Annotated in this window: 23 protein-coding genes; 16 read left to right on the forward strand and 7 right to left on the reverse strand. The window is 63.3% G+C overall.

Annotated elements, in window-relative coordinates; translation table 11 throughout:
• The first annotated feature begins 1 nt into the window (after nt 1).
• From AC1C2Q_RS18425 to AC1C2Q_RS18440, 4 genes are read left to right on the forward strand one after another with little or no spacing between them, the layout of a single operon-like run.
• Entirely contained in the window at nt 2-874 is an 873-nt protein-coding gene (locus AC1C2Q_RS18425) for a prenyltransferase (RefSeq protein WP_495451314.1), read from the forward strand.
• A complete protein-coding gene (locus AC1C2Q_RS18430; protein WP_495428867.1) occupies nt 871-2,343 on the forward strand; it encodes an SDR family oxidoreductase in 1,473 nt (490 codons plus the stop codon). The genes AC1C2Q_RS18425 and AC1C2Q_RS18430 overlap by 4 nt, the downstream gene beginning before the upstream one ends.
• Nucleotides 2,344-2,354: 11 nt before the next feature.
• On the forward strand, nt 2,355-2,837 hold the full coding sequence (locus AC1C2Q_RS18435; protein WP_495451383.1) for a pyrimidine dimer DNA glycosylase/endonuclease V: 483 nt from the start codon (nt 2,355-2,357) through the stop codon (nt 2,835-2,837).
• Nucleotides 2,834-4,045, forward strand: a complete 1,212-nt coding sequence (locus AC1C2Q_RS18440) for a ferrochelatase (RefSeq protein ID WP_495428870.1) — start codon at nt 2,834-2,836, stop codon at nt 4,043-4,045. Before AC1C2Q_RS18435 ends, AC1C2Q_RS18440 begins: the two co-directional genes overlap by 4 nt.
• Nucleotides 4,046-4,065: 20 nt before the next feature.
• Here AC1C2Q_RS18440 and AC1C2Q_RS18445 read toward each other — a convergent pair whose 3' ends face one another.
• Nucleotides 4,066-5,220 carry an AI-2E family transporter gene (locus AC1C2Q_RS18445; protein WP_495428872.1) on the reverse strand — a complete coding sequence of 385 codons (1,155 nt, stop codon included), beginning with the start codon at nt 5,218-5,220 and terminating at the stop codon, nt 4,066-4,068.
• A 274-nt stretch (nt 5,221-5,494) separates the two neighbouring features.
• Between AC1C2Q_RS18445 and thrS the strand changes: the two genes are divergently transcribed.
• Both thrS and AC1C2Q_RS18455 read left to right on the forward strand, forming a co-directional pair.
• Nucleotides 5,495-7,423 carry a threonine--tRNA ligase gene (gene thrS / locus AC1C2Q_RS18450; protein WP_495431654.1) on the forward strand — a complete coding sequence of 643 codons (1,929 nt, stop codon included), beginning with the start codon at nt 5,495-5,497 and terminating at the stop codon, nt 7,421-7,423.
• Nucleotides 7,420-7,974, forward strand: a complete 555-nt coding sequence (locus AC1C2Q_RS18455) for an HIT family protein (protein ID WP_495428873.1) — start codon at nt 7,420-7,422, stop codon at nt 7,972-7,974. Before thrS ends, AC1C2Q_RS18455 begins: the two co-directional genes overlap by 4 nt.
• Before the next feature lie 7 nt (nt 7,975-7,981).
• Here the strand turns inward: AC1C2Q_RS18455 and pdxY are convergent, their stop codons facing one another.
• Both pdxY and AC1C2Q_RS18465 read right to left on the reverse strand, forming a co-directional pair.
• A complete protein-coding gene (gene pdxY / locus AC1C2Q_RS18460) occupies nt 7,982-8,833 on the reverse strand; it encodes a pyridoxal kinase PdxY (RefSeq protein ID WP_495428875.1) in 852 nt (283 codons plus the stop codon).
• 40 nt (nt 8,834-8,873) lie between these two features.
• A complete protein-coding gene (locus AC1C2Q_RS18465; RefSeq protein ID WP_495451315.1) occupies nt 8,874-10,181 on the reverse strand; it encodes an aminotransferase class I/II-fold pyridoxal phosphate-dependent enzyme in 1,308 nt (435 codons plus the stop codon).
• Nucleotides 10,182-10,277: 96 nt separating this feature from the next.
• On the opposite strand from AC1C2Q_RS18465, the gene pdxS reads away from it, so the two are divergent.
• Together pdxS and pdxT are read left to right on the forward strand one after the other, a co-directional pair.
• Nucleotides 10,278-11,177 (forward strand): pyridoxal 5'-phosphate synthase lyase subunit PdxS, encoded by a 900-nt coding sequence (pdxS, locus tag AC1C2Q_RS18470; protein WP_495428877.1) that lies wholly within the window; start codon nt 10,278-10,280, stop codon nt 11,175-11,177.
• Nucleotides 11,167-11,763 (forward strand): pyridoxal 5'-phosphate synthase glutaminase subunit PdxT, encoded by a 597-nt coding sequence (gene pdxT / locus AC1C2Q_RS18475; RefSeq protein WP_495451316.1) that lies wholly within the window; start codon nt 11,167-11,169, stop codon nt 11,761-11,763. The genes pdxS and pdxT overlap by 11 nt, the downstream gene beginning before the upstream one ends.
• Nucleotides 11,764-11,771: 8 nt before the next feature.
• Here the strand turns inward: pdxT and AC1C2Q_RS18480 are convergent, their stop codons facing one another.
• Complete coding sequence (locus AC1C2Q_RS18480) at nt 11,772-12,695, reverse strand: phosphotransferase (RefSeq protein WP_495451317.1); 924 nt, start codon at nt 12,693-12,695, stop codon at nt 11,772-11,774.
• A gap of 11 nt (nt 12,696-12,706) precedes the next feature.
• Complete coding sequence (locus tag AC1C2Q_RS18485; RefSeq protein WP_495451318.1) at nt 12,707-14,086, reverse strand: pyridoxal phosphate-dependent decarboxylase family protein; 1,380 nt, start codon at nt 14,084-14,086, stop codon at nt 12,707-12,709.
• 139 nt (nt 14,087-14,225) lie between these two features.
• On the opposite strand from AC1C2Q_RS18485, the gene AC1C2Q_RS18490 reads away from it, so the two are divergent.
• The 8 genes from AC1C2Q_RS18490 (at nt 14,226) to AC1C2Q_RS18525 (ending at nt 22,851) form a co-directional block, all read left to right on the forward strand.
• Nucleotides 14,226-14,993, forward strand: coding sequence for a YebC/PmpR family DNA-binding transcriptional regulator (locus AC1C2Q_RS18490; RefSeq protein WP_495428881.1), 768 nt, complete (start codon nt 14,226-14,228; stop codon nt 14,991-14,993).
• 46 nt (nt 14,994-15,039) lie between these two features.
• The gene (gene ruvC, locus AC1C2Q_RS18495) at nt 15,040-15,624 is read left to right on the forward strand and encodes a crossover junction endodeoxyribonuclease RuvC (RefSeq protein WP_495451319.1); all 585 of its coding nucleotides are present in this window, start codon (nt 15,040-15,042) and stop codon (nt 15,622-15,624) included.
• 9 nt (nt 15,625-15,633) lie between these two features.
• Complete coding sequence (gene ruvA, locus AC1C2Q_RS18500; protein ID WP_495451320.1) at nt 15,634-16,254, forward strand: Holliday junction branch migration protein RuvA; 621 nt, start codon at nt 15,634-15,636, stop codon at nt 16,252-16,254.
• Nucleotides 16,247-17,290, forward strand: coding sequence for a Holliday junction branch migration DNA helicase RuvB (gene ruvB / locus AC1C2Q_RS18505; protein ID WP_495428885.1), 1,044 nt, complete (start codon nt 16,247-16,249; stop codon nt 17,288-17,290). The genes ruvA and ruvB overlap by 8 nt, the downstream gene beginning before the upstream one ends.
• 71 nt (nt 17,291-17,361) lie before the next feature.
• Nucleotides 17,362-17,778: a preprotein translocase subunit YajC gene (locus tag AC1C2Q_RS18510; protein ID WP_495451321.1), complete on the forward strand. Its 417-nt coding sequence runs from the start codon at nt 17,362-17,364 to the stop codon at nt 17,776-17,778.
• A gap of 40 nt (nt 17,779-17,818) precedes the next feature.
• Nucleotides 17,819-19,546: a protein translocase subunit SecD gene (gene secD / locus AC1C2Q_RS18515; RefSeq protein WP_495451322.1), complete on the forward strand. Its 1,728-nt coding sequence runs from the start codon at nt 17,819-17,821 to the stop codon at nt 19,544-19,546.
• Nucleotides 19,546-20,535: a protein translocase subunit SecF gene (gene secF, locus AC1C2Q_RS18520; protein WP_495451323.1), complete on the forward strand. Its 990-nt coding sequence runs from the start codon at nt 19,546-19,548 to the stop codon at nt 20,533-20,535. Before secD ends, secF begins: the two co-directional genes overlap by 1 nt.
• Before the next feature lie 66 nt (nt 20,536-20,601).
• Nucleotides 20,602-22,851: a RelA/SpoT family protein gene (locus tag AC1C2Q_RS18525; RefSeq protein ID WP_495428889.1), complete on the forward strand. Its 2,250-nt coding sequence runs from the start codon at nt 20,602-20,604 to the stop codon at nt 22,849-22,851.
• On the opposite strand, the gene AC1C2Q_RS18530 is transcribed toward AC1C2Q_RS18525, so the two are convergent.
• Nucleotides 22,830-23,399 (reverse strand): type IV toxin-antitoxin system AbiEi family antitoxin, encoded by a 570-nt coding sequence (locus tag AC1C2Q_RS18530; RefSeq protein WP_495451324.1) that lies wholly within the window; start codon nt 23,397-23,399, stop codon nt 22,830-22,832. The genes AC1C2Q_RS18525 and AC1C2Q_RS18530 overlap by 22 nt on opposite strands.
• A 52-nt stretch (nt 23,400-23,451) precedes the next feature.
• Complete coding sequence (locus AC1C2Q_RS18535) at nt 23,452-24,801, reverse strand: DUF349 domain-containing protein (RefSeq protein WP_495451325.1); 1,350 nt, start codon at nt 24,799-24,801, stop codon at nt 23,452-23,454.
• Nucleotides 24,802-24,804: the final 3 nt, after the last annotated feature.

The raw sequence follows: 24,804 nt of genomic DNA on the forward strand, positions 1-24,804 counted from the left end.
CATGATTCGCACGTTACTCACCGCCTCACGGCCGCTGAGCTGGATCAACACGGCGTACCCATTCGCCGCCGTCTACTTTCTGACGACCGGGAGGATCGACGTGTCGTTGGTGGTCGGCACCATCTTCTTCCTCGTGCCGTACAACTTGGCGATGTACGGCGTGAACGACGTGTTCGACTACGAGTCAGACCTGGCGAATCCCCGAAAAGGCGGCGCTGAGGGCGCGAAGCTGCCACCCCGACTACACCGGGCGACTCTCGTCGCTTCCTCGGTGCTCGTTGTGCCATTTGTTATCACCCTCGTGGTCCTCGGTTCTGATCGACCGATCTCCTGGCTCATCTTGGCCGTAAGCCTCTTCGCTGTCCTCGCGTACTCGGTGCCCGGACCGCGATTCAAGGAAATCCCGGTGCTCGATTCGATCACCTCGAGTACCCACTTCGTCACCCCGGCGCTTTACGCGCTCGCGCTCGCGGGGACGACCATCACCCCCGCGATTGTCGTGACCATGGTCGCGTTCTTCTGTTGGGGCATGGCAAGTCATGCGTTCGGCGCTGTGCAGGACATCGTGCCTGACCGCGAGGCAGGCATCGGCTCCATCGCCACCGCCCTCGGCGCCATGACGACCGTCAGAATCGCGGTGGTGCTGTGGACTGCCGCCGGAATCCTCATGCTCTTCACGCCATGGCCAGCGAACCTGGCCGCGCTGGCCGCGCTACCGTACATCGTCAGCGCCGCACCATATCTGCGCATAGATGATGCGCAATCGGGAACGGCGAACCGCGCCTGGCGCCGCTTTCTCGGCATCAACTATGCAGTGGGATTCGCAATCACCTTGCTACTCATCGTCTGCGCGATGGAAGGACTTTTTTCATGACCCATGTGCTTGTCACTGGCGCGACCGGGTATATCGGTGGACGTCTGGTTCCCCAGCTACTTGACGCCGGCCATGAGGTGAGCGTGTACGTTCGTGCCCCGTGGAAGCTGCGAGATGTCCCGTGGCGGGAACGGGTAAGTGTATTCAAAGGCGACCTTTCGGATCCAGTCGCGACCCGTCGAGCAATGAACGGCGTGGACGTTGCGTTCTATCTCGTGCACTCGATGAGTGCCGGGCGTGACTTCGTGACCGCCGAGAAAGAGGCCGCGCAGGTCTTCGCTGATGCCGCTTCCGCGGCGGAGGTCGGAAGAATCGTTTACCTTGGCGGTCTGCACCCCGACAACGTCACGCTGTCGAAACACCTCGCGTCGCGAGCAGCAGTCGGCCAGGTCTTTCTAGGATGCGCTGTGCCCGCCGTCGTGTTCCAGGCGGGCATCGTGATCGGATCCGGTTCGGCGTCGTTCGAGATGATTCGCCATCTCACCGAGGTTCTTCCGTACATGCCCGCGCCGCGCTGGGTGCGCAACCATGTGCAGCCCATAGCCATCCGCGACGTGCTCCGTTACCTGGTGCAGGCCGTCTCGATCGAAGAAGAACTCAACCGAACCTTCGATATCGGCGGCCCAGACATCCTGCGCTATGGGCAGATGATGAATGGATATGCAGTCGAAGCCGGGCTTCCTCAACGACACATCGCATCGCTACCCGTGCTCACGCCGTGGCTTGCATCTCAGTGGGTGAGCCTGGTCAGCCCTGTTCCTCGCCAGATTGCTGTGCCGATCATCGCATCCCTTCAGAACGACTGCGTCGTTGAGGAAACCGACATCGACAAGTACATCCCGCTGCCTGAGGAAGGACTCCTCCCATATCGGACATCAGTGCGTCTGGCACTCACTCGTGAAGCTGAGGGCCAAGTCGAAACGAGCTGGCAGAGCGCCACCGTCCCTGGGGCACCGAGCGATCCATTGCCGAGTGATCCGGAATGGGCGGGCCACACCGTCTTCACTGACCTGCGCGAGCGTGAGAGCACCGCATCCACAGACGCCGTATGGGACGTGATCGAAGCAATCGGCGGAGAGAAGGGATGGCATTCCTTCCCACTGGCATGGGCGGCACGCGGCTGGATCGACCGGATCGTCGGCGGAGTCGGCATGCGTCGTGGCAGACGACATCCGTCGCGGGTGAACAGCGGTGACGTGATCGATGTGTGGCGGGTTGAGTCCATCGATCGAGGACGCATGCTGCGTCTGAGGGCCGAGATGCGGATGCCTGGTCGCGGCTGGCTCGAGCTGGGAGTGGAGCCGACCGAGAACGGAAGTCGTTACCGCCAGCGCGCCGTGTACTTCCCGAAGGGGCTCACCGGCCGGTTGTACTGGGCCGTGTTACTACCGTTCCACGGCATCATCTTCAATGGCATGGCCGCCAGCATCTTGCGGGACGCCGAGCAGACGATGGTGGATGCAACATGAGGCTGTGGTCGATGCATCCACGGTACTTCGACCGCCAAGCGCTTACAGCGTGCTGGCGCGAGGGGCTCCTCGCCCAAGCGGTGATCACTGAACCGGGCCGAGGCTACTCTCACCATCCTCAATTGCGGCGCTTCCAACAAACGGATAATCCGCGAGCAGCGATCGGAGACTACCTCGGCGCCATCGTCGACGAGGCAGACGCGCGTGGGTATCACTTCGCCAGAGAAAAGATTCGAACCGTGGGTGCTGAAGCACGGCTGACCGTCAACGACGCGCAGCTCACGTACGAGTGGACGCATCTTCTCACCAAACTGCGACTACGCAGCCCCTCCGTATGGGAACGCTGGCAGAGCATCGCGTTCCCCGACCCACATCCGAGTTTCATCGTCATCGACGGGTCAATCGCAGACTGGGAGAAAGTCGATGCCCGCCCCACTACCGCGCAGTCTCACAGTCTGAGAAAAGCCAGTGATCTGGAGGAATCATCACCATGAGCAACACACCTGACCGTCGCGACACGAAACCGCCCGCTGCTTCGCGTGTGCATCTGGAAGCCGGCTCTCTCGTTCCAGGCGCCACAGAGGCGACGCGGAGCGGTCCAGAACACGCCACCCAGCCGATGAGCTACGACGCGGTTCTCCTCTCCGGATTCGGTGGCCCCGAAGGACAAGACGATGTTCTACCGTTCTTGCGGAACGTCACGCGCGGGCGAGGTATCCCCGATGAGCGGCTCGAAGAAGTCGCACACCACTATCGGCAGTTCGGCGGGGTCAGCCCCATCAACGAACAAAACCGCGAACTCAAGCGGGCGCTCCAAGATGCGCTGTCACAGGCAGGTCTTGACCTCCCTGTTTACTGGGGCAACCGTAACTGGGCTCCCTATCTCGACGAGGCACTCGCGCAAGCTGCACGGGACGGCGTCAGGACGATGATCGCGATTCCGACAAGCGCGTACTCGTCGTACTCCTCGTGTCGTCAGTACCGTGAGGACTGGGCCGATGCCCTGGAGGCCACCGGACTGCAACGGACCCTCCAGATCGACAAGGTTCGGCAGTTCTTCTCACACCCGGGCTTCATCCAGCCCTTCATCGACGGGGTGCGCGAAGGCGTGGCTGAAGCGGTGCGGGAGGGTCACGACTTCTCGCGAATCGAAGTGCTGTTCTCCACGCACAGCATCCCGACGGACGATGCGGCTCGATCCGGCGCTGGCCTTTTCGCCGACGTCGATGGGGGAGGCTACGCCGCGCAACACCTCGCTGTCGCTGAGGAGGTCATCGCCAAAGCTGCTCCGGGGATCTCCTGGCAGCTCGTCTACCAGTCGCGATCCGGCCCGCCGTCGCAGCCTTGGCTCGAGCCCGACATCAACGATGCACTCGAAGCGCTCGAAGGACGCACCGCGGTGTTGATCGTCCCCGTGGGGTTCGTCAGCGACCATATGGAGGTCATGTGGGATCTCGACACGGAGGCTCGCGAAACGGCGGCCCGGCTCGGACTGTGGGTTACGCGCACCCCCACGCCTGGCACGAACCCTGCGTTTGTGCAGGCGCTCGTTGATCTCGTGCAGGAAAGAGTCTCTGGGCGCCCTGCACAGCAGCGCGCCAACTCCACCAACATCGGGCCTTGGTTCGACGTGTGTCGTCCCGGCTGCTGTGAAAACCCCCGGCTCGGCTTCAAACCAGCGATTGCCGGGTTGCAACCGTAGGGCACGTGCGAATTCAGTGATCAGTCGGCGACAGCACGCTTTTCGCGCGCCCAGCGTACGGGCGTGTGTGGGCCGTCCCAGACCTGGATGACGCCCCACAATGCGGCGGTGATCGGAACGGCGAGCACTGCGCCCACAATTCCTCCGAGCACTGTTCCGACGGTCAAGGCGACCAGGATGACGAAGGCATGCAACTTCATGGATCTTCCCATCAAGACGGGCTGCAGGAAGTTGCCTTCGAGCTGGTTGACGAGCACGACGACTCCGACGACGACGAGCGCGTTCACCCAGCCGTTGGCGACCAATGCCACCAGGGCCGCGAGGATTCCTGCGACGGTGGCGCCGACGATGGGGATGAAGGCGAGGAGGAAGACCAGAACGGCAAGCGGCAGCGCGAGCGGCACCTGCAAGATGAGCAGACCGATCAGGATGCCGATGGCGTCGACGGCCGCGACCGTCGCGGTGCCGCGCACATAGGAGCCAAGGGTGCTCACGGTTTTGTCGCCGATTCGGCGTGCCCGCTGGTAGTTCTGACCGTGAAACGGGCGCAGCAGGAACTCCCACATCTGCGGTCCGTCCTTGAGGAAGAAGAACAGGATCGTCACCATGAGAACCGCTCCGGTGACGAAGCTGGCGACGGCGCCGACGCCGGCGATCGCTCCGGATCCGAACTGTGCACTTGTGACGAAGTCGGTGAGGGTGTTGATCCACTCATCGATCTGCTCGGGTTTGAGGAAGTCGAACGGCAACGTCTTGCCCCAAGTGATCAGATGCTGGACGCCTTCCTCCGCCTGGGAGTACAGATCATCCCACTGATCGCGAACGGCCCACACGATCAACCAGCCGAGCGCGCTGAGGATTATGACGATCCCGAGAAGTGTCATCATGGTCGCCAGCAGCGACGGAACTCCGCGCCGTCGCAGCCAATTCATTACCGGGTTGAACGCGCAGGCGAGGATCAGCGCGATCATGACGGGGATTGCGACGAGGGTGATCTGTTGGATGGCGAAGATGATCGCGGCCGCGACGGCGACGACAACGATGATCTGAACTGAGCGGATGCCGAGACGTCCAAAGCCGTCAGCCCAAAGACTCCACGGCGCGCGGGACGCCTTCAGTTCAACCTCTGGCATCTGCAATTGCACCCGTTGCGGGTCGTTTCTGAACAGTCCCATGGGAACGAGGCTAACCCGATGTCACCTGGATCAAAGGAATCTGACGGCGCCGAGTCGCGCCGAGATGTGAGATGATTGAGGAGTTCACGCGTCGTCCCTTCTAGACGAACGTGTTCGCCGCTCCCGGGGGCTTCCACCCTTCGGGAGCACTTTTCGTTAACGGGGCCCATTCAAGGCGGGTAATCTGGGGAACGACCTTATGGAGTGATCTGTGCCTGAAAATGCCCAGCCGAATGACGGCTTCGCCCTGTTCTCTGATCGATCCGTTGTCGCCATGCGCGTCAATGGCGAGCTGAAGGATCTCGCAGTCACTGTGACTGAGACCGACGACGTCGAACCGGTCACGATTGACAGCGAAGACGGACTGGCGATTCTGCGTCACTCCACGGCACACGTGCTCGCCCAGGCGGTGCAGCGGATCAACCCACAAGCGAACCTCGGTATCGGCCCGCCGATCACTGACGGCTTCTATTACGACTTCGGCGTCGACACTCCATTCACGCCGGAAGACGTCAAAGCGATCTCGAAGGAGATGCAGCGCATCATCCGCGAGGGGCAGCGCTTCACCCGCCGTGTCGTCACCGATGACGAGGCACGGGCAGAGCTTGCCGATGAACCGTTCAAGCTGGAGCTGATCGGACTCAAGGGCAGCAACAGCGAAGCCGCCGAAGGTGCATCCGTCGAGGTCGGCGCCGGCGAGCTGACGATCTACGACAACGTCAGCAAGGACGGCGAGGTCATCTGGAAGGATCTCTGCCGAGGACCGCACCTGCCGAGCACTCGCATGATCGGCAACGGCTGGGATCTCACCCGCATCGCCGCGGCCTACTGGCGCGGCAGCGAGAAGAACCCGCAGTTGCAGCGCATCTATGGAACGGCCTGGCCGACCAAGGACGAACTGCGCGAGTACAAGGACCGCATCGCAGAGGCCGAGCGTCGCGATCACCGCAAGCTCGGTGTCGAGATGGACCTCTTCTCCTTCCCGGACGAAATCGGTTCTGGCCTTGCCGTCTTCCATCCCAAGGGCGGCATCATCCGCTACGAGATCGAAGAGAACCTCCGTCGCCACCTGCTGCGCAACGGCTACGACGTCGTCAACAGCCCGCACATCACCAAGAAGGATCTGTTCGAGACTTCCGGTCACCTGCAGACCTACGCGGACGGCATGTTCCCGCCGATGCACCTCGACGAGGTCACCGACGAGGACGGCAACATCACGAAGCAGGGCCAGGACTACTACCTGAAGCCCATGAACTGCCCGTTCCACAACCTCATTTACCGCTCCCGTGGTCGCTCCTACCGCGAGCTTCCGTTGCGCCTCGCTGAGTTCGGGACCGTGTACCGCTACGAGAAGAGCGGCACGCTGTCCGGACTCACTCGAGTGCGTGGTCTCACCCAGGATGACGCGCACATCTACGTCGCCCAGGATCAGGTACAAGAAGAGCTCACCACGAACCTCAATCTTGTGCTCGATCTGCTGCGCGATTACGGTCTGAACGACTTCTACCTCGAGCTGTCCACAAATGAAGAGGGCAATCCGAAGTTCCTCGGCGATCCAGAGCAATGGACCAGCGCCATTGAGTCGCTGCGTGAGGTCGCTGTGGCATCCGGACTCGAGCTTGTCTCCGACCCGGGTGGCGCTGCTTTCTACGGCCCAAAGATCTCGGTGCAGGCGCGCGACGCCATTGGCCGTACCTGGCAGATGTCGACCATTCAGCTCGACTTCAACCAGCCTGAGCGCTTCGAGCTCGAGTACACCGGCTCTGACGGGCAGAGGCACCGGCCCGTCATGATTCACCGCGCGCTGCTGGGTTCAGTCGAACGGTTCTTCGCGATCCTGCTCGAGCACTACGCCGGCGACTTCCCCGTGTGGCTCGCCCCGATGCAGGTGGTCGGCGTGCCCGTCGCAGAACAGTATGGCGATTACCTGAACGGCGTCATCGCGCAACTGCGTTCCGGCGACGTACGCGCTGAGGTCGACCACTCTGACGATCGCATGCAGAAGAAGATCCGCAACCACACCACCTCGAAGGTGCCGTTGATCCTCATCGCTGGAGAGAAGGATCAAGAAGCCGGTACCGTCTCGTTCCGCTTCCGTGATGGCACCCAGCAGAACGGCGTTCCCATCGCGGATGCCGTGGCTCGCATTCGAGCGGCGATCGATTCGCACGCACTCGTGCACACTGCGGAGGATCTGGCGTGACCGACGGGGATGCTGTCGAGGATGCCGCGCATCTTGCCGGTGTCCCTGACGACTTCCAGCGACTGTGGACTCCGCACCGGATGGCGTACATCCAGGCGGGGCCCGAGCCGCTGCGTGAGGAGTGCCCGTTCTGTGAGGCGCCGAAGCACCCAGATGCGGAACGCCTCATCGTCGCGCGCGGCGAGACCGCGTACGTGCTGCTGAACCTGTTCCCGTACAACTCGGGCCACCTGCTTGTCTGCCCGTATCGCCACATCGCGACCTACGACCAGGCGACGCCGCAGGAGGTCGCCGAGATCGGCGAGCTCACTCAGATCGGGATGCGTGTGCTCCGAGAAGTCTCGAACTGCGACGGTTTCAACTTGGGCATGAACCAGGGTGCAGTTGCCGGAGCAGGCGTCGACGGGCATCTGCACCAGCACATTGTGCCGCGCTGGCAGTCGGATGCGAACTTCTTCCCGATCATCGCCAAGACGAAGGCGCTGCCGCAGCTGCTCGGAGAAGTGCGTGAGGCCGTCGCGAATGCCTGGCCAGCGCCTGCCGTCAGCTAGATCGGGCCTAGCGAACCTGCCGGGCTGTGAACTGCAACTTCGGGTGCGCGTATGATTCCTGCGCCTCGATGAGCTTCAGCTCACGGTCTCCAGAATCCAGCGTCAGCTGCAGCAAATCGAATACGCTCGATGCCGTGCGCTCGAGCGCAATCTTCGCGCTGCCCGTCTCGACGTAGTGTGCGGTGAACAGAGCTGCGGTGACGTCGCCTGAGCCGTTGGCTTTCATCGGCAGGTACGGAGTCTGTACGATCCACGCACCGTCATCGTCAGCTGCGAGCATCTCGATCGTGCCCGCTTCGCGGTCGGGGCGCTCCACGCTCGTAACGAGCACCGTTGACGGCCCCATCGCGCGTGCCACATCAACTGAGGCGAGTGTTGATTCGAGGGTGTCGGGTTCGGTGCCGGTGAGGAATCCGAGCTCGAACTGGTTCGGCGTGATGATGTCGGCCACTGGGACAACGCGCTCGCGCAGCAGCAGAGGAATCGCCGGCGCGACAAAGCATCCGGATTTCGCATTGCCCATCACCGGATCGCACGCATACAGTGCCTTCGGGTTTGCCGCCTTGACCCGCGCGACGGCGTCGATGATCACATCACCGATGCCCTCGCCGCCCTGATAGCCGGAGAGAATCGCATCCACTTCGCCGAACATGCCGCGTTCTTCGATGCCGGTGATGACATCCGCCACATCGGCGGGAGGGATCAGGGGCCCGCGCCACGACCCGTAGCCGGTGTGGTTGGAGAAGTTCACCGTGTTGACGGGAATCACATCGACGCCGATGCGCTGGAGCGGAAAGACAGCGGCGGAGTTGCCCACGTGGCCGTAGGCGACAGCTGACTGGATCGAGAGGATCTTCATCCCTCGATCTTCTCACTGCTGCGGGCTGCGCTCGTGCACATCACCGCACCGCCGCCGCGATATCCGTGACCAGCTGCTCGGCATCCTCGGGCGAGAGATCGTGCACGGTGAGCCTCAGGTGGCGCGATGGCGTATCCCGATCCGACAGCGAGAATCCGTCGCCGGTGCGCACCAACCAGCCGCGCCGCATGAGACGCTCCGACACTGTCTGCGCGTGGATCGGGAGTTCGACCCAGAGATTCATGCCGTCGGCGTAGTGGGTGCTGATCCCGTGCGCCCTGAGCCGCCCGGCGAAGTCGGCATTGCGTTCGGCGTAGTGCCCGCCCGCGGCGCGAATCGAGGCGCGAACCTCGCTGTCGCTCAGCAAGCCCAACGCCAGGCGCTGCAGCAGATGGCTCACCCAGGTCGTCCCTGGGCTCAATCGCATCGCGAGGCGTTCGGCGGTCTCGGTGTCGGTGGCCGCAACGGCAAGACACATGTCAGGGCCGAGGAACTTCGACACTGAACGCAGCAGCGCAAATCTCTTGTGCTCCGGGCCGATCAGGCTCTCGTATGGCTGTGCGGACAGCATTGAGAAGTGATCATCTTCGATGATCAAGACGTACGGATGCTCCGCCAGCACGGCGCGCAATGCGACAGCCCGTTCGGGGGAGAGACTCGCACCCGTCGGATTCTGCGCCCGAGGCGTACAGATCACGGCCCGGACTCCTGCATCCAGCGCTGCGCGCAGACCTTCGACCGTCATCCCCTCATCATCGACGGGAACGGGAACCGCCCGATAGCCACCGAGACGCACAGTGTGGATGCTGGCAAGGAAACACGGATCCTCAAGAGCTACCGCGTCGTCGCGGGTCAGCGCCTGCGCGAGCAGTCGTTCTACCGCATCCACCGCACCGCTGGTGATAGTGATACGGAAATCCGCCGACTGCAGATCAGGGGAGACCCACGCGCGTGCCCAAGCATCGAGCGCCGGATCGATGACGGGCTCGCCATAGAGCACGGGGCGACCAGTCACGCTCGCCAGCACAGGGGTCGGGTCGGGGATGAGGCGTGGATCGGGGTTCCCGGTGCCGACATCGCGCAGAACAGTGTCGGCGGCATAGCCCTCCTGGGCGACCGTGTCGTGTTCGACGAGCATGGTGCCTGCCCGCCCTCGGCTGACCACGAGACCCGCCTGCGCGAGTTGGCGGTAGGCGGCGACCGTGGTGTTGCGGTTGACGCCGAGACGTGTTGCGAGCTCGCGGACAGGCGGCAGAACGGTACCGGGGCGCAAGACGCCGCGCTCGCGTAGCTCACGCACGCTCATCGCAATATCGGCGGCCGTCGTGCCAGTGATCTCGTCGTTCATGTCACCCCTCGACATCCGAGTCTAGGGGCTGCCAACATGGTGCTATCTTTTGGCATAGATCAATGTTGATGTTTGGATACCCGAAAGGACCAGCTCATGGCTGCAGACCAGAATTCCTCCACCGGATCGGCGCGCGTCAAGCGCGGCCTCGCCGAGATGCTGAAGGGCGGCGTCATCATGGACGTGGTCACGGCGGAGCAGGCCAAGATCGCTGAGGATGCCGGTGCCGTCGCAGTCATGGCGCTGGAGCGGGTGCCGGCAGACATCCGCGCTCAGGGTGGCGTCTCGCGAATGAGTGACCCTGACATGATCGACAGCATCATCGCGACGGTCTCGATCCCGGTGATGGCGAAAGCCCGCATCGGCCACTTCGTCGAGGCGCAGATTCTCCAGGAGCTCGGCGTCGACTACATCGACGAGTCCGAAGTGCTTTCACCTGCCGACTATGTGAACCACATCGACAAGTGGGGCTACACCGTCCCATTCGTCTGTGGTGCCACCAACCTCGGCGAGGCGCTGCGCCGCATCAACGAGGGCGCGGCGATGATCCGTTCCAAGGGCGAGGCGGGCACGGGGGATGTGTCTGAGGCGACGAAGCACATTCGCACGATCACCAGCGAGATCAACGTGCTGCGTTCGAAGACGAAGGACGAACTCTACGTCGCGGCCAAAGAGCTGCAGGCGCCATACGAGCTGGTCGCCGAGATCGCGGAGACGGGCAAGCTGCCTGTGGTCCTCTTCGTCGCCGGTGGAGTCGCGACCCCCGCAGACGCCGCCATGATGATGCAGCTCGGTGCCGACGGCGTCTTCGTCGGCTCTGGCATCTTCAAATCCGGAAACCCTGCCGAGCGTGCCGCGGCAATCGTGAAGGCGACGACCTTCTATGACGATGCCAAGGTCGTCGCTGAGGTGTCTCGTGGCCTGGGCGAAGCGATGGTTGGGATCAACGTCAGCGACCTGCCCGCGCCGCACCGCCTCGCAGAGCGTGGCTGGTAAGCCCCGGGTCGGCGTCCTCGCGCTGCAGGGCGACGTGCGCGAGCATGCCGCCCTGCTCGCGGAACTTGGTGCCGACGTCTCGCTCGTCCGGCGCCCTGGCGAGCTCGCAGCCGTCGACGGGCTGGTAATCCCCGGTGGGGAGTCCAGCGTCATCGACAAGCTGTCGCGGATTTTCGGGATGCAGGCGCCCGTCCGCGACGCGATCGCCGGCGGAATGCCTGTCCTCGGTACGTGCGCCGGGCTTATCATGCTCGCGGACTCGATCGTGGACGCGATCGACGGTCAGGAGTCGTTCGGCGGGCTCGACGTGGTCGTGCGCCGCAACGCCTTCGGCCGGCAGGTCGAATCGTTCGAGGCGGAGCTCGATGTTCCGGTGCTCGGTGCTCGACCGGTGAAGGCCGCCTTCATCCGCGGTCCGGTCGTCGAAACCGTCGGATCGGCTGCAGTGGTCCTCGCCGCGTTGCCGGATGGACGTGTCGTCGCCGTCGAACAGGGGAACCTGCTCGGCCTCAGTTTCCACCCCGAGATCACGGGCGAGAAGCGTTTCCACGAACGGTTCCTCGACCGGGTCGGCGCGCGCCGCTGATCTCGGCTTCAGACCAGCCTGTCGAGCCAGCGCAGCGCCGGTACTGCTTGCGAGCGTTGGAAAGCGCGCAATCCCGGCAGCTGGGGGATCTCGGGCTGCGCCTGACTGAACCAGAGGAATGACGCGAAGCCGGAGATCACGGGAAGCATCGCCTCCGATGCAGGGGCACCGTGCTCCTCGAAGATCGACCAGGCGTCCTCGCACGACGGGCCGGCGGTCGCTTCGATGCTGGGCAGCAGTAAAGGCAGGTCGATCCATGCCGCCCCTCGCCGCGCATGCGGCCAGGCCAGCAGCTGTGCGCGTCCATCCGTGATCATGATGTTGTCTGCTCGTACGTCGTTGTGCACGATCGCGTCGCCACTGACTGCGGCGGGGAAGCGGCGCTCGAGGTCGTGCAGTTCCGGCATCCGTTCCTGCAGCCGTGCGGGGAGACCGCCGAGAATTCGATCGTCTTCAGAGATCTCTTGCCAACGAGTGAATCCGGGCACAGAGCGGTGCTCGGTGCGTGTCATCGTGCTGGGCGCGGCACTCGTTGCGAGGTGTCGCAGACTTCTCGCTATCGCGTGCAGATCATCCGAACGCCACGGACTTCCTGGATGCCGGCCTTCAATCACCTCGAGCACCAGAGCGGCTCCCGTCTCGTCGTCGACGACCGCGCGCACCCGCGGCAAGATCGCGGAGGGCAGCACCGCCATGCTCGTGATCTCGTCACGGAGAAAACGGAGCGAATCAGGGTGCCAATCGGCGGCGCACGCCTTCACGAAGGCGCGTCCGGAGGTCGTCGTCACGACGCCGGCGTAACCGGCGCTGAATCCGCCATGAGCGCGGGCATCGCCGACGAATTCACCGCCGATGGCGGCGAGGATGCGCGCGCGCAGGAGCACCGGAAGCGTCGTCCAGTCCGGGCGCAGCCGGTCGGCGCCTGCGTTCATCGCACGACCGTCTACCGCGAAACCAGTCGGCGGACCGCCGCAACCGTGCGCTCGACGTCTTCGTCGCTCGTCAACCAGGACGACATCGAGCAGCGAATCGCCGCTCGCCCTCGCCACACGGCACCGGTCATCGCCGCGGTGCCATCCGCGAGGATCGCCTCGCCGAGGGAGCGCGTCTCGGCATCTGATCCGGCGCGGAACATAACCTGGGTGTAGTCCACGTCGTTGACGACCTCGATCTCGTCGATCGACGAGAGGCCGGTGGCCATGGCGACGGCGTTCTCATGCAGACGGTCGATCAAGGCAGCGATGCCCGACGTGCCCAAGCTCCGCATCGCTGCCCACGCGGGTACGCCGCGCCCGCGTCGGGAGAGCTCAGGCGTGACGTCCCACGGGTCGAGACCGGAGTAAATGAGATAGTCGCCGCCGGTCCGGAATGCCGCGATCGAGTCTGCCGGATCACGAACGATCGCCATGCCGCAGTCGTAGGGCACATTCAGCGTCTTGTGTGCATCCGTCGCCCAGGAATCCGCCTGCTCCATCCCTGCTGTGAGATGACGCAGCGCTCCGGACGCAGCAGCCCAGAGGCCGAACGCACCGTCGACATGCACCCAGGCCCCATGTCGTTTCGCGATTGGGATCAGCTCGCGGAAGTCGTCGAACGCACCGGTGTGCACCTCGCCTGCCTGGAGACAGACGATCAGCGGACCGTCCGCGGCAGCGAGCGCCTGCTCCAGAGCCTCGGCCCGCATCCGCCCCTGATCGTCGGAATCGACGACCGTCAGCTCTGTCCGCCCGATCCCGAGAAAGCGCGCCGCACGATCGATCGAGCCATGCCTGTCAGCGCCGACGACGAAGCGCAGCGCAGGCGCACCGCGGAGACCACTCTCGGAGACATCCCATCCCTCGCGTGCCAGCACCGACTGGCGGGCCGAGGCGAGACACGTGAAGTTCGCGATCTGTCCGCCAGTTACGAAGCCAACGCTGGCGGATGCGGGAAGGCCAAACAGCTCGAGCATCCACTGACCGGCGACGCGTTCCATCGCGACGGTGGCGGGAGTCAGCGTGGAGGAGCCCGAGTTCTGGTCCCACGCTGACACGAGCCAGTCAGCGGCCAGGGCGGCGGGATGCGTGGACCCGATCACAAAGCCGAAGAAGCGGCCGCCGGGGATCGCGACGAGCCCGGGGTCGGCACGCTCTGCGATCTCCTCGATCACCGAGGCCGGAGCGATGCCGTCCGCTGCGAGCGGCCCGCCGAAGGCGGCGAGCATGTCGTCGAGGTTCGCGCGTGGCCACACTGGTCGCTCGTTGACAGATCCGAGAAATGCTGATGCCGCGCGATGAGCCGCTTCGAGTGCGAGGGCAGTGTCGTCGATGCCGCTGTCGTCCATGAGTCAGGACTACACCCGTCAGGCTCCTGGCGCCAGGTCTCGTCGCGTGCGACCTGTCAGGCTACGCAGCGGGGACCCGGTTAGTTAGACTGGATGACGCCCTGCGATGGCAGCAGGGCGGAAACACGAGCGGAGATATATGTCCGGGCATTCCAAGTGGGCGACGACGAAGCACAAGAAGGCCGTCATCGACTCCAGGCGCGCGAAGTCGTGGGCCAAGCTCATCAAGAACATTGAAGTGGCGGCGAAGCTGGGCGGCGCCGACATGCAAGGCAACCCGACGCTGTTCGATGCCGTTCTCAAGGCCAAGAAGATGTCGGTCCCCAAGGACAACATCGACCGCGCGGTGAAGCGCGGCGCTGGCATCGGTGGCCAGGCCGTCGAGTACACCTCAATCATGTACGAGGGCTACGGTCCGAACGGTGTCGCACTCATGATCGAGTGTCTAACCGACAACAAGAACCGTGCCGCGGCCGAGGTGCGCACCACTCTCAGCCGCAACGGTGGCAACCTCGCCGACCCCGGCAGCGTGGCGTACAACTTCACGCGCAAGGGCATCATCGTGGTGAGTGGCGATGGCACCTCTGAGGATGATGTCATGATGGCTGCTTTGGAGGCAGGTGCCGAGGAGATCGAACCTCACGCCGACGGCTTCGAAGTCACCACCGAGCCCGCCGACCTGGTTGCGGTTCGCTCCGCGCTGGTCGACGCAGGCATCGAGTACGAATCTGCCGATATCGAGTTCGTGCCGAATGTGAAGGTGGAGGTCGACGCCGATACTGCACGCAAGATCTTCCGCCTCATCGATGCCCTCGAGGAGAGCGAAGACGTTCAGAATATCTACAGCAACTTCGACCTCACAGCAGAGGTGCACGCTGAGCTTGAGAGCGACGAGTCAGACGAGTAAGGCGCGCCGCCTCCGCCGTCACTCTCCTGGCGCTTAGCCTGGGGGAGTGGCGGCTTCCTCTTTGCGCGTGCTGGGCATCGACCCCGGACTCACCCGGTGCGGTGTCGGTGTCGTCGACGTCGATCGCGCCAGGCGGGGAACTCTCGTGCACGTCGGTGTGATCCATACGCCTCCTGATGCTCCCATCGGCGAACGCCTCGCGGCCGTGGCCGCCGGCATCCGCGCAGTCCTCGAAGAACACCAACCGGACGCCGTGGCTGTCGAGCGTGTTTTCGCACAGCACAACAGCCATACCGTCATGGGCACGGCTCAGGCAAGCGGTGTCGCGTTGCTGATCGCCGCAGAAGCAGGCCTACCGGCCGCGACGCACACGCCCAGCGAGGTGAAAGCTGCCGTTACCGGCTACGGCTCGGCCGACAAGAAGCAGGTGCAGGCGATGATCGCACGCATCCTGCGCCTTGATGCGCCCCCGCAGCCTGCCGACGCCGCGGATGCTTTGGCGATCGCGCTGTGTCACGCGTGGCGGCGTGGCGGTGCATCTCCGGGTACCAAGGAAACGCTGACGCCCGCACAACGCGCGTGGGCCGATGCTGAGCGTGTCGCTCGAACATACATACGATCGGGCTCGTAGGCTGAGAGGATGATCTCCTCACTGCACGGGACCGTGCTCTCCGTCGGCGCCGATCATGTCGTGATCGAAGTCGGGGGCGTCGGATTCTTCGTGTTCGTCCCTGGCGATGTTGCACACACCGCGCGAGCGGGCGAGCAGTTGCGACTGCACACCAGTCTCATCGTCCGTGAAGACGCGCTCACCCTGTTCGGCTTCGCCGAATCCGTGCAACTCGAGGTCTTCTCGCTGCTGCTGAGCGTGACCGGCGTCGGCCCGAAATCCGCGCTGGGAGTGCTCGGGCACCTCACTGTCGATCAGATCGCCACAGCCGTTGCTGACGATGATGACGCTCCCTTCCGTCGTGTTTCCGGCATCGGCCCGAAGACAGCGAAGCTGATCGTCGTACAGCTCGCCGGCAAGTTGCAGCGGCCGGTTGCCAGCACTGCTGCCCGCCCTTCCGGTGCAGGCGACGTCGTCGCGCAGCTCGCGACGGCATTGGTCGGTCTCGGCTGGTCAGAGAAAGTCGCCCTCGAAGCGGCCAGCGAGACGGCGGAGGCAGCTAGCGCTGCTGATCGTGATTCGGTCTCCGCGCTGCTGCGGCACGCACTCGCGGCGCTCGGCCCCGCCAAGGCTGGAGCTTCGCGTGTCTGATGGTCGCGTCTCTGACGGTAAAGACGCTTCGGAACCGATTGACGAGGTAGAACTCGCAATCGAAGGCGCACTTCGCCCTGGCAGTCTTGGTGAGTTCGTCGGACAGCCAAAGGTGCGCGGTCAGCTGCAGCTGCTGCTCGATGCGGCACGCATCCAGAATCGCCCGCCGGATCACATCCTGCTCGCCGGCCCTCCTGGCCTCGGCAAGACGACGCTTGCAATGATCGTGGCCTACGAGAGCGAGCGTCCGCTGCGACTCTCCAGCGGGCCAGCAATCCAGCACGCCGGTGATCTGGCAGCGCTGCTGTCGAGCCTCGTTCCGGGTGAAGTGCTCTTCATCGATGAGATTCACCGCATGGCCCGCTCGGCAGAAGAGATGCTCTATCTCGCGATGGAAGACTTCCGCATCGACATCATGGTCGGCAAGGGTGCGGGCGCCACCAGCATCCCGCTCGATCTCGCACCGTTCACTCTCGTCGGCGCGACCACCCGTTCCGGGTTGCTGCCCAATCCGCTGCGCGACCGATTCGGGTTCACTGGCCATCTTGAGTTCTATGACGACAGTGATCTTGAGAAAGTCATCGAACGTTCCTCGAATGTTCTCGGTGTCGGCATGCCACCCGATGCACTGAATGAGATTGCTCGACGGTCCAGAGGAACCCCGCGTATCGCGAACCGGCTTCTTCGACGTGTGCGTGATTACGCTCTCGTGCATGGTGAGCATGGCTCTGCAACGATTTCAGATGTCAACGCGGCTCTTGAGCTCTATGACGTCGATCCAATCGGCCTTGACCGGCTCGACCGCGCCGTTCTGGAGACGTTGGTCCGACGCTTCCGTGGTGGGCCAGTGGGACTCAGCACTCTGGCCGTAGCAGTCGGCGAGGAAGCGGAGACGGTCGAGAGCGTGGTCGAGCCTTTCCTCGTGCGCATCGGGTTCCTCGGACGAACGCCGCGCGGGCGTGTCGCGATGCCTGAGGCGTATCAACACCTCGGGCTCCAGCATCCCGAGACTGCCGCATTGCTCAATGACCTATAATCACTGAAGACTTCCCCCCGAATCCTCTGCGCGTCCATCGTTGGCGTGCGCACTTTGAAAGGCACTGCCTGATGGAAATCGTCCTTTTCGGCCTACTGGCTGTTCTCCTCGTCTTCATGTTCTTCAACACGCGTAAGCGTCAGAAGGCTCAGAAGGCCGAGCAGGAGGAGAAGGCCACCAAGACCGTCCCCGGTGTCAAGGTGCTGCTGCAGGGTGGCCTGTACGGCACGATCGTCGCCTACGACCCCGAAGACCTCGATTCGCCTGCGCTCGTCGAGATCGCACCCGGCACCATCATCGAAGTGCACAGCCAGGCGATTCTGCGCATCGTGGAGCCGAAGGACGTCATCGAGGAGAACGACGCCATCGAGGAGATCGACGCCGTCGAAGAAATCGCGGATGCGGATGACGCAGTCGAGGCTGACCTCAATGTCGAGACGCCCGAGGAGACCCGCGCCCGTCTGGATCGCGACTCCGACGGCAAGTAACCCCCTCTGCCCACCCGGCATCGTAGAAAGCTGAACATACGTGGCTTCTTCTTCTCCAGTTCGTCATGCCTGGAAGGTTCTTCTCAGCCTCGTCATCGTGACGGCTGCGCTGTTCGGCATCAATGCGGTTGGCGTGGGGCTCGGGAAGAGCTCATGGTCGCCTGAACTCGCACTCGACCTCCAGGGCGGCACCCAGATCGTGCTCAGCGCGGTCACGGAGGATGGCGCCGACCCCACGCAGGAACAGCTTGCTCAGGCCGCCGCGATCATTCGCCAGCGTGTAGACGCTGCAGGCGTGGCCGAGTCCGACATCACCACCGAGGGTGGACGAAACATCGTCGTCCAGATTCCTGGGATCGCTGATGAAGAGACCCGCGCACGTATCGAGGCGAGCGCACAGCTCGAGTTCCGCACGGTGATCTTCGTCGGGAGCCCTGCCACCGACTTCGTCGGCGAAGATGGCACTTCGACGCCGTATCCGACCCCGGACCCGGCCGCCAATGCCATTCCGACACCGGAGCCGACCGACGGCAGCGATCTGGCCTGGGTCACGGAGAAACTTCAGGCAGAGTTCCTCGCCTATGACTGCTCGAATCCCGAGAACGACGCGGCGAACGCGCCAGCCGATGAGCCCCTGATTACCTGTGACCCTCTCAACTCGGTCAAGTACATCCTTGGCCCGACAGAGCTGACCGGAGACTCGATCGATGACGCGAGCAGTGGTCGGGACCAGACCAACGGTGCCTGGACGGTACAGCTGACGCTCGACAGCCACGGCACTGAGGTCTTCGGCAAGATCAGCCAGCGCCTGTACCAGAACAAGCTCGCAGGCCTCAGCCCGCGTGACCAGTTCGCGTTCGTGCTGGATGGCTCAGTGATCTCTGCACCGCAGATGAACGGCGTTATCCTCAACGGCAAGCCCAGCATCTCCGGTTCTTTCACACAGGAGTCAGCGGAGGCACTCGCGGACCAGCTCAAGTACGGCGCGCTGCCGCTGAGCTTCACGACCGAGAGCTCTGCGAGCATCTCGGCGACACTCGGAACCCAGCAGCTGATGATCGGCCTGATCGCAGGACTCATCGGCCTCGCGCTGGTAGCCGTGTACTCGCTGCTCAGCTACCGTGCACTCGGCGCCGTGATCATCGCATCCATCGCGGTCATGGGCGTACTGACCTACATCATCGTCTGCATCCTGGCCTGGCGACTCGGCTTCCGCCTTTCGCTCGCCGGTGTCGCAGGTCTGATCGTGTCGATCGGTTTCGTCGCCGACTCGTTCATCGTCTATTTCGAACGAATACGAGATGAGCTGCGCGACGGTAAATCCATCACGAACGCGGTGGAAGACGGTTGGGGTCGCGCCAAGCGCACGATCTACATCTCCAAGTCGATCAACATCCTCGCTGCCGTCGTGCTGTACATCCTTGCGGACTCCACAGTGAAGGGCTTTGCCTTCACCCTGGGACTCACGACGATCATCGACGTGTTCATCTTCGTGATCTTCACGCACCCGGTGATGCAGATCCTGGCACGTACGAAGTTCTTCGGTAATGGCCACAAGCTGTCCGGTCTTGACCCCGATGCGCTCGGAGCGGTTTATCACACCCGCACGCAGTACCGTCAGGTCGAGCCTGGCAAGGGCGGCCGTGCCGCGAAGACCAGCCGATCACGTGCAGAAGCGGAACGCCGCCAGACGATTGCCGAGCGTAAGCGCGCAGATGCCCTCGTGGGCAGTAAAAAGACCGACGCCGGAAGCGAGGGAGAGCGCTGATGGCCTCTATGAATGAGTTCGGCAACAACCTCTACACGGGTAAGACTTCTTTCCCGTTCGTTGGCAGGCGACGCCTGTGGTTCATCATCGCGATCATCCTGGTCGCAGGTTCGGCGCTTGTGCCGTTCCTGCGTCCGGTGCAGTTCTCGATCGAGTTCACCGGGGGCTCGCAGTTCACGGTCGTCGCCCCGGCATCGACTGATCAGCAGACTGCCACCGACGCGGTGCAATCGATCGTTCCAGATGCCGCCACCAAGGTGGCGATCGTCGGTGAAACCGACGTGCGTGTGCAGACCGACCAGATGACCCAGAGCGAGACGCTTGCGGTCGGAAATGCTCTGGCCGAGGCGTTCGAGGTCGACCCGCAAGAGGTCACATCGTCGTACATCGGCCCGGCCTGGGGCGCGAATGTCACCCGCCAGTCGCTATGGGGCCTCGCGATCTTCCTCGCGCTGACGTTCTTGATCCTCGCGATCTACTTCCGCACCTGGAAGATGTCTGCCGCTGCGATCATCGGTCTGTTGGACGTTCTCGTGATCACGGTCGGCGTGTATGCGCTTGCCGGATTTGAGATCTCACCTGCTGCGGTGATCGGCTTCCTGACGATTCTGTCGTACTCGCTGTATGACACCACTGTGGTGTTCGACAAGATCAGAGAGAACACCATCGAAGACGGCGAGAACTCATCTCGTACCTTCGGTGAGTCAGTGAACCTTGCCGTGAACCAGACCCTGATTCGTTCGATCAACACCTCGATCGTCGCGGCATTGCCGGTCGGCGCGATCCTGTTCATCGGCGCGTTCTGGTTGGGGGCCGAGACCCTCACAGACATCTCGCTGTCGATCTTCGTCGGCATCATCGTGGCGACCTACTCCACACTGTTCGTGGCTGCGCCGTTGTACTCGCTGTTCCGCGAGAAGGAGCCGAACATCATCGAGCGAGACAAGCGCGTTCTCGAGTTGCGCACGCGCGCAACCGCAGACGCCTGATCTCGTTCGCTACGCGGGCCGGCCATAGCCGGCCCGCGTAGAATGTTCTGACCCGGAGGTGAAGTGATGGCGGAGGCGAATACGTCGTCGCAGGGCTCGAGCTTGAGAAGGCTCGTACCCCGCATCTTCTCTCGCGCGCCCCGGATCAACGACCTCGATAATCTGATCCGCTCGGTGCGGGTGAACCACCCCAAGGGTGATCTCGCCATCATCGAACGCGCATACAGCGTTGCGAAGGAAAAGCACGAGGGTCAGAAGCGCCAGAGCGGCGAACCGTACATCACGCACCCGCTCGCCGTTGCGCAGATCCTTGCCGAAATGGGGCTCGGGCCCCGCGCGATCGCTGCGGCGCTTTTGCACGACACCGTCGAGGACACCGGCTATGCACTGTCCGAGCTGACGGAGACATTCGGCGACGAGGTCGCCATGCTCGTTGACGGGGTCACGAAGCTCGACAAGGTCAAGTACGGCGAAAGCGCTCAGGCAGAGACTGTCCGCAAGATGATCGTCGCGATGTCCAAGGACCTCCGCGTGCTGCTGATCAAGCTCGCTGACCGTCTGCACAATGCGCGCACCTGGGGTTTCGTTCCACCTGAGAAGGCGGAGAAGAAGGCCAGGGAGACCCTGGAGATTTACGCGCCCCTGGCGAATCGCCTCGGTATTCAGGCGATCAAGTCTGAGCTGGAGGACCTCTCCTTCGCTGTGCTGCATCCCAAGATCTACGTCGAGATCAACAGCCTGATCGCGCAGCGCACTCCGCAACGTGAGAAGTATCTGAAGCAGGTCATCGAGTCGATCAACGAAGATCTGCACGACTTGCGCATCCGCGGCAAGGTCGCAGGTCGACCCAAGCAGCTCTATTCGGTATACCAGAAGATGGTCATCCGAGGGCGTGAGTTCGACGACATCTACGATCTCCTCGGCATTCGGGTGCTGGTGAACTCGGTGCGCGACTGCTACGCCGTACTCGGCGCGATTCATGCCAGGTGGACGCCACTGCCGGGGCGCTTCAAGGACTACATCGCCACCCCGAAGTTCAACCTGTATCAGTCGTTGCACACCACGGTCATCGGGCCGAACGGTCGCACGGTGGAGATCCAGATCCGCACGCACGAGATGCACCAGCAGGCCGAGTTCGGCGTCGCCGCGCACTGGATGTACAAGGAGCGGATGAACGGGGGCAAGCCGGGGTCCCTGCCCAGCGACACGGATATGACGTGGCTCGCGCACATCTCCGACTGGCAGGCCGAGACCGCAGACCCCAGTGAGTTCCTCGATTCGCTGCGCTTTGAGATCGGCGCCAAGGAAGTTTACGTCTTCACGCCCAAGGGGCGTGTCATCGGCCTTCCGGCTGGCGCGACTCCGGTCGACTTCGCCTACGCCGTGCACACCGAGATCGGGCATCGCACGATGGGTGCGAAGGTCAACGGGCGCCTCGTTCCCTTGGAGACCGAGGTCAAGAGCGGTGACGTGATCGAGGTCTTCACGTCGAAGAACCCGGACTCGGGGCCGAGCCAGGACTGGCTCAGTTTCGTCAAGAGCACCCGTGCACGCAATAAGATTCGTGGCTGGTTCACGAAGGAGCGTCGCGAAGAGGCGATCGAACAGGGCAAAGAATCCATCGCCAGGGCGATGCGTCGGCAGAACCTGCCGCTGCAGCGTCTGATGAACCAGGATTCTTTCACCGAGGTAGCCCATCAGCTGCGCTACGAAGATGTCTCCGCGCTATACGCAGCGGTTGGTGAAGGACACATCTCCACCCAGTCCGTGCTGGAAAAGGTCACCGCGATCATCGCGGCGAACGACACCAGCACCGGAGCCATCGATATACCCAGCAGGGCACCCTCGCGCGAGCCCCGCTCTGGTGACTCCGGCATTCTGGTGCGTGGAGCTGATGACATTCTCGTCAAGCTCGCCAAGTGCTGCACGCCAGTGCCGGGGGACTCAATCGTCGGATTCGTGACGCGAGGAAGCGGTGTCTCGGTGCACCGGTCGGACTGCACCAATGTGAAGGCTCTCAGCGCAGAGCAGGAGCGGTTTGTTGACGTCGAGTGGGCGCCCACGACGAAGAGCGTCTTCCGCGTGCAGATCCAAGTCGAGGCTCTCGACCGTTCCGCGCTCCTCTCTGATGTCACGCGAGTGCTCAGCGAGCACCACGTGAATATTCTCTCTGCCACGGTCAACACCAACGATGATCGCCTTGCCATCAGCCGGTTCGTGTTCGAGATGGGCGACTCGGTGCATCTGGATCGCGTGCTCAACGCCGTACGGCGGATCGACGCCGTCTATGACGTTTACCGGGTGACGACATCCTGACACTGGGCGTTCAACAAGCGGTCGAGAGCAGCAACCGCTGACCTTTTGCCCGGCATCCGCGTTCGTGAAGCTATCTCGTCACGCACCGGCAGCAGCAGTTCGGGCATTGCGGTTGCGAGAGCGCGCATCCATCGCTCGTGTTCGCCGTCACGATCCGCACGGAGGGCAAGATCAGTCATCGTGCGGGAGAGCGTGGTGACCGGCCTCCCTGCGATCGTCTGCACATCACTTGGCGCGAGCTGGATCTCATGAACGATCACATTGCGCTGCGGCGTGACGCGCTGGCGCCGCGGGGTCGCTCTTTGAATATGGTGACGAAGTGGTGCCGCGTCACCGACACCGTGGATCCACGCTGCGGTCGGTCCGCTTGCTGCGTACCCCGGGGAGAGCACTGACTGGAGTGAGGCTACTCGAGCCACCGCATCCTCAGGGACATCCGCATACATGTAGCCGTCGCCGACCTCGAAGAGGAGACCATCGAGGCGTGCCGCGCTCAGCTCTGGCTGCGACAGCAAAGCCCCTGGGCGGTAGAACAGCAACGGATGCACACCTTCAGTGTGCCCGTGCTGTCCTCGGCCCAGGGGCGGCTGTGGATAACGTTCAGCCCTCGAGGGCGTTCAACCATGCCTTGCGTGCATCGAGTGCGTCTGCGGCTTCCTTCGCGGCCCGCTTGTCGCCAGCTTTCTCCGCAGCGGCCTTCTCTGCTTCGAGCTTCTCGATCGCGTCGAGAAGCTGCTGGCTCATGTCGTTGGCGCGCGCCTTGGTCTCTGGGTTGTTGCGCTTCCAATCGACCTCTTCGCGCGACTTCAGTGCCTGCTCGATAACGCGGAGCTTGTCATCGAGTGTGCGTTCCTTGTCACGCGGGAAGACACGTCCGATTTCATCCCACTGGGTCTGAATTCGCGTCAACAGGGCACGAGCCTGTTTGATGTTGGATTCGTCAGCAACGGCCTTCGCCTCTTCGATAAGAGCCGTCTTGGCCTCGATCTTCGGAGCCGACTCGGCTTCCTCAGCGGCGGACTGCTCGGCTCGAGCCGAGTAGAGAGCGTCACCGGCGGCCTTGAAGCGGGCCCACAGTGCGTCATCTGCCTTGCGTCCGGCGCGGCCGGATGCCTTCCACTCATCGAGAAGGTTGCGGTAGGCAGGGATGCCGTCGACACCCTTGGATGCCAGCGCTTCTGCACGCTCGATCAGCTGGCTCTTCTCGTTGCGAGCCGACTTGTGTGTCTCATCAAGGTCTGCGTAGAAGGTGCGACGGCTCTTGTCGATGACAGAGCGTGCGTCGCGGAATCGCTTCCAGAGCTGCTGCGAGATGCCCTTCGGAAGGCGCGGGCCGGTCTGCTGCTGGGCCTGCCAGGTGTCGAAGAGTACGGTGACCTCTTCGGTGACCTGCTTCCACTGCACCTTGGAGAGGTCACGTGCAGCGATCGTCTCGATGCTCTCGACCAGAACGGTGCGCTCAGCGATTGCCGCGTCAACGAGCTCTTTGGCCTGCTGGGCTTCTGCTTCGCTCGCCTCTGCCAGTGCGGCAGTGAGCGCATCCAAGCGCGCACGCAATGAAGCCAGGTCTCCGACTGCAGCGGCGCCCGTCACTTCATCGACCAGGTGCTTTGCCTGCGAGGTCAGCTCGTTGGCGGATGCTCCGCCGCTCTGGTGGCGCTGCTCGAGCGTGTGCACCTTGAACGCGAGGTCATCGAACTTGCGGACGTAATAGGCCAGGGCCTCATCCGAGGTGCCATCAGGATATTGGCCGACGACACGCCAGTCGTCGCCCTCTTGCACCTCGACGGTGCCGTCGTCAGCGACGCGACCGAAGTTTGCGGAATCGGCTGAGGCGACGGGCGCGACCGGTGCAGCGGCGGCTGCGGGCGCAGTCGGACGCTGTGGCATCGGAATGCGTGGAGGTGAGGGTACCGGTGGAGTCGGCGTCGAAGGTTCGGTGGCAGACACAAT

The organism is Microbacterium sp. Y356 (assembly GCF_059445355.1).

Excerpts from the sequence above, each read along its gene's own strand:
- AC1C2Q_RS18440 (WP_495428870.1), top strand. The coding sequence starts at position 2,834 with ATGAGCAACACACCTGACCGTCGCGACACGAAACCGCCCGCTGCTTCG.
- AC1C2Q_RS18435 (WP_495451383.1), top strand. The coding sequence starts at position 2,355 with ATGCATCCACGGTACTTCGACCGCCAAGCGCTTACAGCGTGCTGGCGC.
- thrS (WP_495431654.1), top strand. The coding sequence starts at position 5,495 with ATGCGCGTCAATGGCGAGCTGAAGGATCTCGCAGTCACTGTGACTGAG.
- pdxY (WP_495428875.1), bottom strand. The coding sequence starts at position 8,833 with ATGAAGATCCTCTCGATCCAGTCAGCTGTCGCCTACGGCCACGTGGGC.
- pdxS (WP_495428877.1), top strand. The coding sequence starts at position 10,278 with ATGGCTGCAGACCAGAATTCCTCCACCGGATCGGCGCGCGTCAAGCGC.
- AC1C2Q_RS18510 (WP_495451321.1), top strand. The coding sequence starts at position 17,362 with ATGGAAATCGTCCTTTTCGGCCTACTGGCTGTTCTCCTCGTCTTCATG.
- AC1C2Q_RS18485 (WP_495451318.1), bottom strand. The coding sequence starts at position 14,086 with ATGGACGACAGCGGCATCGACGACACTGCCCTCGCACTCGAAGCGGCT.
- AC1C2Q_RS18425 (WP_495451314.1), top strand. The coding sequence starts at position 2 with ATGATTCGCACGTTACTCACCGCCTCACGGCCGCTGAGCTGGATCAAC.
- AC1C2Q_RS18430 (WP_495428867.1), top strand. The coding sequence starts at position 871 with ATGACCCATGTGCTTGTCACTGGCGCGACCGGGTATATCGGTGGACGT.
- AC1C2Q_RS18445 (WP_495428872.1), bottom strand. The coding sequence starts at position 5,220 with ATGGGACTGTTCAGAAACGACCCGCAACGGGTGCAATTGCAGATGCCA.
- AC1C2Q_RS18490 (WP_495428881.1), top strand. The coding sequence starts at position 14,226 with ATGTCCGGGCATTCCAAGTGGGCGACGACGAAGCACAAGAAGGCCGTC.
- ruvA (WP_495451320.1), top strand. The coding sequence starts at position 15,634 with ATGATCTCCTCACTGCACGGGACCGTGCTCTCCGTCGGCGCCGATCAT.
- AC1C2Q_RS18465 (WP_495451315.1), bottom strand. The coding sequence starts at position 10,181 with ATGAACGACGAGATCACTGGCACGACGGCCGCCGATATTGCGATGAGC.
- secF (WP_495451323.1), top strand. The coding sequence starts at position 19,546 with ATGGCCTCTATGAATGAGTTCGGCAACAACCTCTACACGGGTAAGACT.
- AC1C2Q_RS18525 (WP_495428889.1), top strand. The coding sequence starts at position 20,602 with ATGGCGGAGGCGAATACGTCGTCGCAGGGCTCGAGCTTGAGAAGGCTC.
- AC1C2Q_RS18480 (WP_495451317.1), bottom strand. The coding sequence starts at position 12,695 with ATGAACGCAGGCGCCGACCGGCTGCGCCCGGACTGGACGACGCTTCCG.